The 13,389-nt window shown below is 66.0% G+C and carries 13 protein-coding genes and 1 pseudogene; 5 read left to right on the forward strand and 9 right to left on the reverse strand.

All coding sequences use genetic code 11. The annotated features are described in order from the left end of the window. Positions 1 to 151: 151 nt before the first annotated feature. On the forward strand, positions 152 to 781 hold the full coding sequence (locus AC1DK4_RS26405) for a hypothetical protein (RefSeq protein ID WP_441616732.1): 630 nt from the start codon (positions 152 to 154) through the stop codon (positions 779 to 781). A gap of 172 nt (positions 782 to 953) precedes the next feature. On the opposite strand, the gene AC1DK4_RS26410 is transcribed toward AC1DK4_RS26405, so the two are convergent. Then, the gene (locus tag AC1DK4_RS26410) at positions 954 to 1,115 is read right to left on the reverse strand and encodes a hypothetical protein (protein ID WP_441616730.1); all 162 of its coding nucleotides are present in this window, start codon (positions 1,113 to 1,115) and stop codon (positions 954 to 956) included. 160 nt (positions 1,116 to 1,275) lie between these two features. On the opposite strand from AC1DK4_RS26410, the gene AC1DK4_RS26415 reads away from it, so the two are divergent. Beyond that, complete coding sequence (locus tag AC1DK4_RS26415) at positions 1,276 to 1,527, forward strand: DUF1488 family protein (protein ID WP_441616728.1); 252 nt, start codon at positions 1,276 to 1,278, stop codon at positions 1,525 to 1,527. Positions 1,528 to 1,547: 20 nt separating this feature from the next. Here AC1DK4_RS26415 and AC1DK4_RS26420 read toward each other — a convergent pair whose 3' ends face one another. Next, positions 1,548 to 1,871 carry a putative quinol monooxygenase gene (locus tag AC1DK4_RS26420; protein WP_441616726.1) on the reverse strand — a complete coding sequence of 108 codons (324 nt, stop codon included), beginning with the start codon at positions 1,869 to 1,871 and terminating at the stop codon, positions 1,548 to 1,550. A gap of 71 nt (positions 1,872 to 1,942) precedes the next feature. Continuing rightward, positions 1,943 to 2,686 carry an SDR family oxidoreductase gene (locus AC1DK4_RS26425; protein ID WP_441616724.1) on the reverse strand — a complete coding sequence of 248 codons (744 nt, stop codon included), beginning with the start codon at positions 2,684 to 2,686 and terminating at the stop codon, positions 1,943 to 1,945. Positions 2,687 to 2,799: 113 nt separating this feature from the next. Here AC1DK4_RS26425 and AC1DK4_RS26430 point away from each other — a divergent pair. After that, positions 2,800 to 2,883 (forward strand): annotated as a pseudogene (locus AC1DK4_RS26430) (helix-turn-helix domain-containing protein); the annotation flags it as partial. A 208-nt stretch (positions 2,884 to 3,091) separates the two neighbouring features. After that, the gene (locus tag AC1DK4_RS26435; protein WP_441616722.1) at positions 3,092 to 4,000 is read left to right on the forward strand and encodes a c-type cytochrome; all 909 of its coding nucleotides are present in this window, start codon (positions 3,092 to 3,094) and stop codon (positions 3,998 to 4,000) included. A gap of 99 nt (positions 4,001 to 4,099) precedes the next feature. On the opposite strand, the gene AC1DK4_RS26440 is transcribed toward AC1DK4_RS26435, so the two are convergent. From AC1DK4_RS26440 to gnd, 6 genes are all read right to left on the reverse strand, one after another. After that, positions 4,100 to 4,804 carry a glycoside hydrolase family 25 protein gene (locus tag AC1DK4_RS26440; protein WP_441616720.1) on the reverse strand — a complete coding sequence of 235 codons (705 nt, stop codon included), beginning with the start codon at positions 4,802 to 4,804 and terminating at the stop codon, positions 4,100 to 4,102. Positions 4,805 to 5,195: 391 nt separating this feature from the next. Then, positions 5,196 to 5,945, reverse strand: coding sequence for a glutathione S-transferase family protein (locus AC1DK4_RS26445; protein WP_441616718.1), 750 nt, complete (start codon positions 5,943 to 5,945; stop codon positions 5,196 to 5,198). A gap of 153 nt (positions 5,946 to 6,098) precedes the next feature. Further along, the gene (locus AC1DK4_RS26450; RefSeq protein WP_441616716.1) at positions 6,099 to 6,926 is read right to left on the reverse strand and encodes a GntR family transcriptional regulator; all 828 of its coding nucleotides are present in this window, start codon (positions 6,924 to 6,926) and stop codon (positions 6,099 to 6,101) included. Between the two features lie 461 nt (positions 6,927 to 7,387). After that, entirely contained in the window at positions 7,388 to 8,344 is a 957-nt protein-coding gene (locus tag AC1DK4_RS26455) for a chemotaxis protein (RefSeq protein ID WP_441616714.1), read from the reverse strand. 215 nt (positions 8,345 to 8,559) lie between these two features. Further along, on the reverse strand, positions 8,560 to 10,122 hold the full coding sequence (gene zwf / locus AC1DK4_RS26460; RefSeq protein ID WP_441643336.1) for a glucose-6-phosphate dehydrogenase: 1,563 nt from the start codon (positions 10,120 to 10,122) through the stop codon (positions 8,560 to 8,562). Between the two features lie 56 nt (positions 10,123 to 10,178). After that, complete coding sequence (gene gnd / locus AC1DK4_RS26465) at positions 10,179 to 11,288, reverse strand: phosphogluconate dehydrogenase (NAD(+)-dependent, decarboxylating) (RefSeq protein WP_441650019.1); 1,110 nt, start codon at positions 11,286 to 11,288, stop codon at positions 10,179 to 10,181. A gap of 393 nt (positions 11,289 to 11,681) precedes the next feature. On the opposite strand from gnd, the gene AC1DK4_RS26470 reads away from it, so the two are divergent. Further along, positions 11,682 to 12,887, forward strand: a complete 1,206-nt coding sequence (locus tag AC1DK4_RS26470) for an MFS transporter (RefSeq protein ID WP_441616710.1) — start codon at positions 11,682 to 11,684, stop codon at positions 12,885 to 12,887. Positions 12,888 to 13,389: the final 502 nt, after the last annotated feature.

The raw sequence follows: 13,389 nt of genomic DNA on the forward strand, positions 1-13,389 counted from the left end.
GCGTGCCTGTCCGCCATCGTACCGACAACCCGGCCGGAACCCGGCAGCATTCGCCAACAGGTGGGCGAAATGCCCACCGGGCACCGTGCTCCCGACACTTGCATGCGCAGGGCGCGCTTGCGAACACGCCGAGCCCGCAGGAGGACGAGACATGCTACGCAGCATCGAGGAACTGGAAAGCTACCCCGTTCGCGCGACAGACGCCGATATCGGCGCGGTGAAAGACCTCCTCTTCGACGAACAGGCATGGGTGGTCCGCTATCTGCGCGTGGAAGCCGGCAGCAAGCGCTCCAGCCAGCCGGTCATGGTCGCGTCCAAGGCCATCGCACGCTCGGACTGGATGGATGACGTCATCCACCTGACGCTCGCAAGATCGCAGGTGCTGGAGCACAAGCAGGGGGAAGCCGCCGACGCCTCCCTGCGCAGCGCGCAGGCGATGTCGCACTACGGGGTTCACGCCCGGGACGGCGATATCGGCCACATGGACAGCCTGCTCGTCGACGTACACACCTGGGCAATGCGCTACATCATCGCCAGCATCAGTAACTGGCTGCTGGGCGACCGGGTCATCATTCCCGTGAAGGCCATCCAGGGCGTGAACTGGCCGGACGCGATGGTGTCGCTCGACCTCACCCGCGAGACCCTGAAGGGCGCGCCGCGCTATGACGACGAAGTCCGCCTGGACCGCCGACAGGAAGCGGGCATTCACCAGTACTACGGGCACCCCGGCTATTGGCTCGATCCGCCCGCCCACGACGACGCCTCAGCGCGCCGGCACTAGTCGCCGGCGGGGTGATGCGCGAGTGCAGGCGGCACCGGTGCGCGCCGTTGATGTCGTCGCCTGCACACACCGTCGAGTAACACAGTTTGGGGTGGGCCAGCACAAGAGCCTATGATGCAAGCGTGACATAACCACAAGCTCGATTATCGAAAAGGTATCCATGAAGTATGTCTCAGTACCGCCAGCCCCGGCGCGCCCCCCGCACACAGCGGGAAAACGCCGGCCTGAGCAACCCGATGAAGCCCGCCGGACCGCGCAGCCCGGTCAGTTTGATCCGCAAAGCAGACAGATAGCGGATCTTGGCGACGGCAGCTTCAAGCAATAACTTCATCACGCGCCGGCACCAAGGGTGCTTGCGCGCGTGCAGACGGCCCAGGGACGGAACCGCATTCGCCACACCGTCATGGCCTTGCCCCTGCGGGCATCTCGTTCTCCCTGGCCCCTTGGGCGACAAACCTCCGGGCACGCACGTGCCTGGTCAGCCGAGGTGCAATATGGCACTCAGTTTTCCCAACCCGAGCCGCAGCTACGATGCCGCCAAGCATTGTGTGTGGTTCTGGGGCTACGACAACGCACGCGAGATCACATTCCTGGTGGGCGATGCCATGCTCGCCAGCCTGGATCCCGCGATGGGCCAGGCCGAGCGCGAAGTGCTCGCGGCCTTCGACCGGCACCGCGAGCAGATCCTGGAGCTGGCCAGGACCCAGTACGCTGGCGGGCGCCAGAACAGGTACCTGCTCAGCTGAACAATCTCGGCTGAACAAGCTCACCTGGCATCGCTGACATAGCTGCGCACCGGCGTCAGGAACTCAAGCGTGCGCGCGGCCTTCAGCAAGCGCGGCAGCGCCGCCTCATAGGCCTGGCGATAAGGCCGGCTCAGGTGATGCGACTTGAAATAGTGCTCGCTGCAAGCCCATGTCTCGTACAGGACCAGCGTATCCGGATCCTCCACCGAGCGGTGGAGATAGGTATTGATGAAGTCCGGCTCCTTCGACATCTCTTCGAGCACGTGCAGCAGCTTTTCCTCGATTTCTTCGCGGTGCTCTGGCTTGCCCGGCAGATGGACGATGAATGCGGTGACGTCGCTCATGTTTGTCTCGCGTAGGACCGAACCGCGCGCCATGCGCGGCTCGTGCAAGGGATGCGCTCAGGTGAAGACGCTCAGGCGTTGAAGCCGCCGTCGATGGTCAGGCTCGCGCCGGTCACGAAGCCGGCTTCAGGGCTTGCCACGTAAGCCACCATGCCCGCGATTTCGTCGGCGCTGGCGTGGCGTTGCAGCGCCATCAACCCGTGCAGCGCGGCGGCGAAATCGCCGGACTCGGGATTCATGTCGGTGTTGGTCGGGCCCGGCTGCACATTGTTGACCGTGATGCCTTTCGGGCCCAGGTCGCGCGCCAGGCCCTGCACCAGTCCCCGCAATGCCGACTTGCTCATCGCGTAGGCGCTGCCGCCGGCAAACGGCATGCGCTCGGCGTTGCAGCTGCCGATATTGATGATGCGCCCGCCGTCGCCCATATGCGGCAGCACGGCCTTGGCGGCGACGAAGACGGCGCGGACGTTCACATTCAGCGTCTTGTCGAAGTCGTCCAGCGAGAAGCTGTCGAGCGTGCCCATCAGCAGCACGCCGGCGTTGTTCACTAGGATATCGATCTTGCCCAGGCGATGCGCTGCGTCGTTGATGGCGCCGCTCAGCGATGCCGGGTCGGCAACGTCGGCTCTGATCGCGAGCGCGCGGCCGCCCGCGGCTTCGATGCTCGCAACCAGTTCACTCGCGGCGGCCGCCGAGCTTTGATAGGTGAAGGCCACGGTGGCGCCATCGCGCGCCAGGCGGCGCACGACTGCCGCGCCGATGCCGCGCGCACCGCCGGTGACGAAGGCAACCTTGCCGGAGAGGGAAGACGTCATGATTTCTGTTCCGATTCGAAAGTGGGTGTGCAGCAAGTATGGTCACTTTGGCCACCACCTCGGTAGACGGCAATCGGGATCATCACCTTCAACCGTTGGTATGAGCTGACGGCATGGAAGCGCTCAACCTCCTCGAGTCATTCATCCATAGCGCCGAAACCGGCAGTTTCTCCGCTGCGGCACGCCGGCTCGGTGTCGCTGTACTACCCGAACAAGAAGGCACCAGCCCTGCAAGCTATGTGCGCCAGCACACTGAGCGAAGCGCCGAAGCCGTCGATAAAGTACRGGCTCGGGCTGCATGTGACCCATTGCAGCCAGGTGCGTCCGCGCCGGCACCGCGCAGGAGCCGGCTACGCGCCCGGGCCATGTGACGAATGAGCAACCCCTCCCAGGAGCCAAGACACCGTGAGCCGCACCCGTACCTGGCTTCGACGCGGCGGTATTGCTGTGGTCGCATTGGCGATGCTCGCCGGTGTCATCGTGTTCGCCGGCGACTGGCTCGCCGCCCGCAAGATGCAGCGCAGCATCGATGATATTGTGGTCCAGCCGCTGGCTTACCGCGATGACGCGGCAGCCATCGAGCGCGGCCGCTACCTCTACGCTTCGCGCGGCTGCGCCGACTGCCACGGCGCGCAAGGCAACGGGCGCATGTTCGTAAACGACGGCAGGGGCCTGCGCATAGCCGGCCCGAATATCAGCCCCGGCCCCGGCAACGTGGTGTCGCACTACATAGCCGCCGACTGGGTTCTCGCCATCCGCCACGGCGTGAATCCGCAACTCCGCCCGCTCATGGTCATGCCGAGCGAGGACTTCAATCGCCTGACCGACGAAGATCTCGCCGCAGTGATCGCCTATGTCCGTCACATGCCGCCTGCCCCGGGCGGTGCCGCGGTGCTTGAGCTGCCGCTGCCGGTGCGTGTGCTCTATGGCTTCGGGCTGATGCAGGACGCCGCGGCAAAGATCGACCACACGCTCCCGCCCGGACAGCCCGTGCCCGATGGCGTCACGGTCGAACATGGCGCATACGTGGCCAATATGTGCATAGGCTGCCACCGCGCGACGCTGGCTGGCGGCAAGATTCCCGGTGCCCCGCCGGAGTGGCCGGCCGCCCCCAGGCTCGCGCCCGGCGACGGCTCGGTCATGCCCCGCTATCCCGACGCCGGCACCTTCGAACGCATGCTGAGGAGCGGCCAGCGGCCCGATGGCGCAGCCCTGCAGGTCATGCCCTTCGCGTCGCTGCGCCAGCTGAACGACACCGACGTGCGCGCGCTGTATCTCTATCTGACAAGCCTGAAGGGAGAGCGCAAGGGCTGAGCCGTCACGGAACCGGTCACCCGGGACCCGCCCGTCCGCATCCACGGAACGCGGCTTGTCACTTCAGGGAGAAGACCACAAGCTGCGCTGCGTGGGTGGCTACGCGTTCTGGTCCGTTGCCGCGGGTGCGGTCTTGAAATAGTCCGGGAAAGGCCATTCTTCTTTCAATTCGTCTGCCGTGCCGGCATAGCAGTCCCGATCGATGGCATCCATGCCGGGAAACGCGTGAGGAGGTGGCCCCGCATTGCCGTCGGTATATTGCCAGAGGATGAACCGTGGCCACGTATCGATTGGAATCCCGACCGGCAAGTCCTTGTAGCGCGCATACCAGAGGGGGCAGTTCTTGAGGATAGCGTCGGCGCCATGCGCCTGCACGGCATCCCGCAGCATATTGCCGCCATAGATCATCGGCCAGCGGCCCGTCTTCTCCTTGACCCTGGTCACGAAGGCATGGGCTTGCTCCAGCGTCATGTCAGGACCGCTCGAACTGGGCTCGAAGTCGAGGCAGAAAAGCGTCCTGCTGTTGTCTACCGCCGGATCGCCCCACTGCACGGCACCGAGGAAATTGTCCGCCTGCTTGATTGCGGGGCGGGAGCTGGAGAAGTGATAAGCGCCCCACAGCAGCCCTGCCGCCAAGGCCTGGTCGCGGCGCTTCCTGTACTTTGGATCCTGGAAGGTTTCACCCTCGCTAGCCTTGTGAATGACGGCCCTGACGCCGGCATTGAATGCCGTGAGCGCGTCAAAGGGATTGTCGTGGTTGATGTCGACGATGACGTCGATCGTACCCGCGAAGGTTTCCGGCATGGAAGTCTCCAGATTGGAAGGTTCCCGGGAGCGTCGACGAACCCGACTTCAGTGCACGGCAGGCATGGGCAATGCGATGTTGGTGGCGGCGCGTGTGCTGCCAGATCAGCCTGTGCGGCGGCTCTCTTCGGACATGACAGCATCAGCATAGGCATGCGGCACGTGAAGGGATCTCATCCAGAAGTTGGAAATGGCTTTCGAATTATTTACGACAGCTGTTCACAAATTTCACTGGAGCCAGCCGGAAGGCAGGCTGCGGCGGTTGTCGCCTGTCGGGCTGCGGGTTCCGGCCGTCAGGGCTTGCGTAGCGGCCTGAGTCGCGGCCTGAGTCGCTGCCTGAGTCGCGGCTTGAATGATCCTTGACGGCACCAGCGCCTGGCGCACCGATCTGTCAGTCGGCGCGCCGTGACGCCCACTCGCTGAAGCCAGGTCCGCCATGAATGGTCTTGTGTCTCGCCCACTCCACCTCGGCGGCGGTGGCGTATGTGACACCAGGCTCCCACCAGAGCGCGGCTTCCTGCTCAAAGGATGGCCGCTTCTCCATTCGCGCAACCAGCGAGGCGAGCTTTGGGCGATCTGGCGCGCGCCAGGACAGCCGCAACGGGCGGGTCTCGATGAACTGGCAAATACAGGTGAGGAGGATATCCTGCGCAGAGGTCACGCCAGGGACAAAGCCGTCGGCAGCGCCGGCTATCTGCGCCTCGAACCAGTCGAGAAGATGCTGGTTGCGAATGGCGCACCGGGCGGCGTGGCCATTTTCTTCGTGCCGGATGCCGGACCACTGCAATTGCGACACCGTCGTCGTCGACACGCCGAAGGTTTGCAGCGTGGCGAGAACGAGCTTGTCGTGCCATTCCTGCGCCGGGCGCACGTAGTCGGTCGCCAGGGGAGGCATGCCTGCCGGCGCGGCCGCACCCGGATAGCGAGACATGAGGTAGTCAATGATCACGGCCGAGTCCCACAACGTGAGTCCGCCGTCGACAAAGGTGGGAACCTGGAGGGTTGGCGTGATCTTCGCACGCTCCTCCACGCTGGGCGTCGTGAAGGTCTCCACCCGTTCAAAATCCAGGCCCTTTTCCACCAGCACGATGCGCACGGCACGAGCGAAGGGCGATCCCGTGGTGAAAAACAGCTTGCGCATTCCGGCCTCCAAGAACGACAGCGCGCCGCGCGAACCGGCGTTGCGAAGACAAGTGCATCGCCGGTCCTGACATGAACGCACCCTTGCCTTCGCGCTCGCGCATCTGTCGCCGCCTGCTCACGACGCCACGCCGCCACGTCGGCGCCGGGACGTCTAGCTCAGCCCCAGCGTGAACGGCAGCAGCAGGACATTCACGATCAGCAAGCCATAGAAGATCGCCATGGCCGCGGAGATGGCCGGACGCTGTTCGCGCTCTGGCGAGGCACGTCGATCCCGCCTGCGTTTCCACAGGAAACCCGCGCCCATGCTGAAGGCGGCAAAGCCGGTCAGCAAGGCCGGCGAAACCACGGCGGACAAAGCAGGCTTCGGCGCGGCATTCTCCGTTGCCGCCGCCGCCGAGGTCTCGGAGGAAGCGGCTGCCGGCAGCACGGGCACGGCCGGCTCGGCCGGCTTGGCCGGCTGCAGGCTCTCCTGCATGACAGGCGGCCGGGCGGGCGTCTCCCGATCCACCGCCGGCGGTGTCGGCTCCCGCTTTGGCGGCACGGGCACGGGCGCGGCAGCGCTTATGCTTGGCGGGGCCAACGGTTGCGCCGGCTTGCTGCGGGGGCTATCCCGCCACCGCCACCATTGGTGGTAAAGGCTTTCAAGACAAGACGTGGAGTCGCAGGCATCCCGTTTGATGCGCCATGCGTTGACGTCGGCATCGTTGATGACGCCGGTCCGCAGCAGCTTCTGCTGCTCGGCGTACATGCGCTCATAGCGCGTCGCGAGCTGCGCGTTGTCGCAGAGCAGCTGCTGGCTGCGCCGGCGCTCGCCGCTCGCCAGCGCACACCGCGTCCCTTTGCCGTTTTGATCTTCGCAGCGGACCGATCCGCCGCCCGGCGCTGACTTACAGTCGATGTCGGAAGCCTGCGCCACTTCGAAGGCAGACAGGCCCAAGGCAACGAGCACGGCCAGGCGTCCTATGACCCTGTTCATCATCGGCCCCCACGGAAGCGGGCACATCGGCCCAGGGAGTTAACGTAGCCGATGGTCGCATGGGTCCGCAAGCGCGCAGTAGGAAACGGATGTGGTAGTGCACTTTCTCTGGCATCGCAAAACCGAAATGCGCGCGCTCCTTCTCCTGCGCTTCGATATGCGCGCCGCCGGGTGTGCGCTTGCGGCCACGAGGGATCTCGCCCCTCCAGTTTCCATTGCCGCGCGATAAGGTCGATCGGCCTGCGCCTGGTCTTCGGCCGGCGTTATTGCTATCGGGCGGCATGCCCCGCACATGCGTCCCGGCGGTCAAGGCGGACGATGAATCCGCCGGGTATATTGCACACCCTGCATCTGGCAGCGGCCCTTGCCGGATGCAAGGCCGAGCCTATCAGGCGGCGGCGCCGCACCAGCCGGAGTGGCGCGCTTGCTGGCCAGCCCGGCAGTGCGGATACAGCCGCCTCACCTCAACGCGACAACACGCTCCGGATGGTTTCCGCGAGGTCCTTGGCCAGGAACTTAGACACATACGCATCCGCCCCGACCTTGCGCACATGGTCCTCGCTCGCGGTACCCGACAGCGAGGAGTGAATCACCACCGGGATCGACTTGAAGCGGGCGTCGCCCTTGATCTTGCGGGTCAGCGTGAAGCCGTCCATCTCGGGCATTTCCAGGTCGGTCAGCACCAGGGCGATTTCGTCCTGCACGGTGCGGCCGTTGGCGCTGGCGTGCTCGGCGATCTCGCCGAGCTGTTGCCAGGCTTCTTCGCCGGTCTTGGTCATCAGCACGGGCACGCCCATGGCCTTGAGGCCTTGTTCGATCAGGCTGCGGGCAAAAGCGGAGTCATCGGCGGCGAGGATCTTGGTGCCGGGGCGCAGGTTGAGTTGCGGGCCGACAGTCTTGGGGTCGACTTCGGGCTGGCGGGTCGGCAGCACGTCGCGCAGGATCTGTTCGACGTCGAGCACCTGCACCAGGCGCGGGTTGTCGCTGTCGGCTTCGAGCTTGGCGATGCTGGTGACCAGGTCGCCCTTGACGCTGGTTTCGGCGGAGACGACCTGGTTCCATTCGAGCCGCACGATCTCTTCCACGGCTTCGACAGCGAAGCCCTGGGTGGAGCGGGCGTATTCGGTCACCAGCAGGATGTTGAGGCCGCTCTTGGGGCTGCAGCCAACCAGCTTGGGCAGGTCGATGACCGGAATGACCTGGCCGCGGATGTCGGCCATGCCGAGCATGGCGGGACCGCCGCCGACCACGGTGGTGACCTTGGGCATGACCAGGATCTCGCGGACCTTGAAGACGTTGATGCCGAACAGTTCGCTGTGCGCGGACTGGTCGGATTCGCCCAGGCGGAACAACAACAACTCGAACTGGTTGTTATTGGTCAGGTTGGTCCGTTCGTCGATGTCTCTCATCGCGCTGCTCATACGCTTCCTTTGTCCGGCCAAGGCGCGGGCAAGTGCCGCGCGGTGTTGATCGTGTCCCTGGACCCGCCGCAGCGCGGCTCCGGCGGCGCTTTTGGCGCCGGTGCGGAGCGACGACGCTGCAATGACGGGCCACTGTCTTGGCTAACGGCGGCGGCGGCCAGAAATTTAGGGGCGCGAGGCGCACGGACTGGCACCCCGACGCGGGATGTGCCGGATCAGGCTGGCGCAGCCATCGGGCCAGCCCTGTGCCAGCTGCGGCCGTCGCGCGCGAGCAGCGCATCCGCGCAGCGCGGGCCGTCGCTGCCGGCCCGGTACCCTTGCACCTCGGTGGCGCCCTTCCCGGCGTCTTGCCAGGCATCGAGGAAGGGCTGCACGGCGCGCCAGCCGTTTTCGATGTTGTCGGCGCGCTGGAACAGGGTCTGGTCGCCGATCAGGCAATCGTAGATCAGCGTCTCGTAGCCGGTCGACGGCCGCATATTGAAGAAGGTGGAATAGGCAAAGCCCATCTGCACGTTGTCGATCTCCACCGCGGGGCCCGGGCGCTTGGCCTGGAAGTCGAACCACATGCCCTCGTCGGGCTGGATCTGGATGGTGAGGAAGTTGGGCTTGAGGCGGTCCACGCGGGTATCGCGGAACAGCGAGGATGGCGCCTGTTTGAAGCAGATGGCGATCTCGGTGTCGCGCACGGCCATGCGCTTGCCGGTGCGCAGGTAGAACGGCACGCCGTCCCAGCGCCAGTTGTCCACCATCAGCTTGAGCGCGACATAGGTCTCGGTGCGGCTGTCGCGCGACACATCGGGCTCGCTGCGGTAAGCGGGCACCTTGTGCCCCGCCACCGTGCCGCCGCGGTACTGGCCTCGCACGGAACTGGCCAGCGCTTCCTGGCGCGTCTGCGGGCGGATGGCGCCGATCAGCTTGGCCTTCTCGGCGCGCACGGCATCGGCGCCGAAGGCCGCGGGCGGCTCCATGGCGACCAGCCCCATCAGCTGGAACAGGTGGTTGGGCACCATGTCGCGCAGCGCGCCGGTGTGCTCGTAGAAATTCCCGCGCTGCTCCACACCCACGGTTTCCGCGGCGGTGATCTGCACGTGGTCCACGTAATGGTTGTTCCAGAAGGCTTCGAACAGCCCGTTGGCGAAGCGGCTGACCAGGATGTTCTGCACGGTCTCCTTGCCGAGGAAATGGTCGATGCGGTAGACCTGCTCCTCGCGCATGGCGCGCAGCACGCGCGCGTTGAGCGCCTGCGCCGACCTGAGATCGGTGCCGAACGGCTTTTCGATCACCACGCGCCGGAAGGCGCTGGCCGACTCCTTGAGCAGGCCGGCGGCCGCGAGCCGGTCCACCACTTCGCCGAAGAAGCGTGGCGAGGTGGCCAGGTAGAACACCGCGTTGCCCGTGGCGGCGGCCTTGATGCGCGCGGCGATGGCGGCGTAGGTGCGGTCGTCGAGGAAATCGCCTTGCAGGTAGCTGATGCGGCGGGCCTGCGGGTTCCACATCCCGGCGTCAAAGACCTTGGCCGCTGCGCCGCCCTTGTCCTTGTCTTGTGGCCCCCCTTCGCCGCCGGGACGGGCGCGGGCACGGATGCCCTGCGCCAGCCGCGCGCGGAAGGCGGCATCGGTCATGGGATTGTGGTCCACGCCGACCAGGTCCAGGCCATCGCACAGCAAGCCGTCGCGGCGCAGGTTGTAGAGCGCAGGCACCAGCAGGCGTTGCACCAGGTCGCCGCGCGCGCCGAACAGGAACAGCGTGGCCGGCGGCGGCTTGGGGACCTTCTGCATGCCACGCCGGGCGCCGGCGCGGGGCTTCCCGGCGGCCTCCTTCGCGGCGGCCGCCATCACGTCTTCTCCGCGTCGCCGCCGCTGACGTATTCCACGTGGCCGCCGAAGCCGAAGCGCATGGCCGAGAGCAGCTTCTCGCCGTAGGTATGGTCCTGTCGCGAGCGGAAGCGCGCGAACAGCGCGCTGGACAGCACGGGCACCGGCACGGCTTGCTCGACCGCGGCGTCGATGGTCCAGCGGCCCTCGCCGCTGTCGGCCACCTCGCCGGGAAAGCGCGACAGCGCCACGTCGCCGGCAAGCGCCTGCGCGGTCAGGTCGAGCAGCCAGGAGGACACCACGCTGCCGCGCCGCCAGACCTCGGCCACGTCGGCTAGGTCGATCTGGAAGCGCTCGGCTTCGGGCAGGCTCCCGGAGGACCGGGTCTTGAGGATGTCGAAGCCCTCGGCATAGGCCTGCATCAGGCCGTACTCGATGCCGTTGTGGACCATCTTGACGAAATGCCCGGCGCCGGCCGGGCCGGCATGGATATAACCGCGCTCGGCACGGCTCCTGGCCGGATCGCGCCCCGGCGTGCGGGGAATGGTGCCGTAGCCGGGGGCCAGGGCATCGAACAGCGGATCGAGCCGCTCCACCACCTCGGCCGGGCCGCCGATCATCAGGCAGTAGCCCCGCTCCAGCCCCCACACGCCGCCGGAGGTGCCCACATCCATGTAGTGAAGCTGGCGCCCGGCGAGTTCGCCGGCACGCCGGATGTCGTCCTTGTAGAAGGTATTGCCGCCGTCGATGATCACATCGCCGGGCGCCAGCAAGCCGGCCAGCGACGCGATCATCTGCTCGGTGGGCTCGCCGGCCGGCAGCATGACCCAGACGGCGCGCGGCGCCTCGAGCTTGCCGACCAGGTCTTCGATGCTGGAAACGCCGCGGGCGCCCTCGCTCACCAGTTCCTGCACCTTGTCCGCGCTGCGGTTGTACACCACGACCTCGTGCTGCCCGCGCAGCAGCCGCCTTGCGATGTTCGCGCCCATGCGCCCAAGCCCCACGATTCCGAGTTGCATGATCGGTCCTTTCATTGGGTCAGCCATCCACGGAGAAGACACCTTGCACAGCCAGCGGCCATTGTCCGCCTCCCGCGACCTACGTGCACGGGCCGCCGCAATGCGCGCCAGGCAAGAAAAAGATGCTCATGGATAACTTTTTCACCGGACCGGCTCGGGTTCGAGCATGGATGCAACGGTAAATCCCGTTGCCGATTTACACGAACTAAACAGACGCTTAAAATCGCGATACCAGCCCGGCGCGATCGCACATGACCGGGCGGATTCTTTTCACCGGCCCGCATCTGGGGACAAGCGCCGGCCAACCGCCCGCCCTGCCATGTCCTTGCCAGTCCTGAAGCCGCGCCGCCCCCGCCTTGCCGCGTCCACCGCGCGACGCGAGTAGCCGCCGGCAAGCCCAAGCCGCCTTCCCCGCCACAGCCCGTTGCCCGGCCGCCGCCGCGCGATGGACCCGCCTGTGCCGACCCCGTTGTTCCGTCATATCGCCATTCCGCCCCGCATCGCATGTCCGCAAACAGTCCGACGCTCGCCGCCCCGTCCGGGGAACACCGTCAAGGCAGCATCAGCCGGCGCATCGTCGCCATCGTCTTCTTCAACTTCATCGCCTATCTGACCGTCGGGCTGCCGCTGGCGGTGGTGCCCGGCTTCGTGCACGGCGACCTGGGCTACGGCACGGTGGTCGCCGGCCTCGCGGTCAGCATCCAGTACCTGGCCACGCTGCTCAGCCGGGCCTGGGCCGGCAACCTGTGCGACCTGCAAGGCCCGAAGAAATCCGTCACGCTCGGGCTCGCGCTGTGCGCCGGCAGCGGCCTGCTGGTCATGCTGTCCAGCACATTCGCAGGCACGCCATGGCTTAGCCTGGCGTGGCTGTTCGCCGGGCGGCTGGTGCTGGGCGCGGGCGAGAGCCTGGTCACCACCGGCACCATCGCCTGGGGCATCGGCGACGTGGGTCCGCGCTTCACCGGCAAGGTGATCTCGTGGAACGGCATGACCACCTACGGGGCGCTGGGGCTGGGCGCGCCGCTGGGCGTGCTGCTCGACAAACACTGGGGCTTCGCCACGCTGGGCCTGGCCACCACCGCGCTGGCGGCGGCCGCGTTCGCGCTGGCGCGCCGCAAGACGGCGGTGCCCACCGTCAAGGGCGCGCGCATGCCCTTCCGCACCGTGTTCCGCCACATGACGCCGTTCGGCCTGTGCCTGGCGCTGGGCTCGGTGGGCTTCGGCACCATCACGGCCTTCGTCACGCTGTACTACGCCAGCCATGGCTGGGACCATGCCGCGCTTGCGCTGACCAGCCTTGGCGTGAGCTTCATCGTCGCGCGGCTGTTGCTGGCCGACAGCATCGGCCGCTTTGGCGGCTACCGGGTGGCGCTGTGCTCGTTCGCGGTGGAAGCGCTCGGGCTGGCGCTGATCTGGATGGCGGACTCCCCGGCCATGGCGCTGGCCGGCGCGGCCGTTACCGGATTCGGCTTTGCGCTGGTGTTTCCTTCGCTGGGCATGGAAGCGGTCAAGCTGGTGCCGGCCAGCAACCGCGGTTCGGCGCTGGGTGCTTATGCGCTGTTTCTGGATTTGTCGCTGGGGGTGACAGGGCCGGTGGCCGGGGTGATTGCCAGCCATGCGGGTTATAGCTCGGTGTTTTTGTTTTCGGCCTTGTCGGCCGTGGCTGGGCTGGGGCTGAGTCAGGTGTTGGCGGGGCGGGCGCGGGGATAGTGTTTAAGATGGGATGATTGGTGCCTAGGTTTGGGTATTCTGGTGAGTGTCATTTCGTTTTTTCGCGTTGGATTTAAAGGCTTAAATTCAAAGACAAAGTCAAAGGCTAATTCAAAGCCAAAGGCTCATTCAAAGTAAAAGGCTAATTCAAAGTCAAAGGCTAATTCAAAGTCAAATTCAAAGGCTTTCGCTCCCCCGGAGCGACCTACTTTCTTTTCCCCGAAAAGAAAGTAGGCAAAGAAAGCGGGCTGCCTGGCCGGCAGGGGCAGAAACCTTGGGGTTTCTCGTGTTGCTGGTTTCGTCGTGGGGTTCTTGGTTCTGCTTGCATCCTGCCGTTACCGGGGCGGGCGGCCGCGATCTTGCGGGCGACAGTGGTTTCGGGGTCAGACCTATGATGGCGGGCGCACTGCTTGTTCGGCCATCTGCCGTTACCGGCTTAAGCGACCACGACATAGCACCCTCTTGGTTTCGTGGTGGGCGCGGTGGACCGGTGCGCGGGTGT

The sequence above is a fragment of the Cupriavidus sp. 05N38 genome (assembly GCF_056397345.1).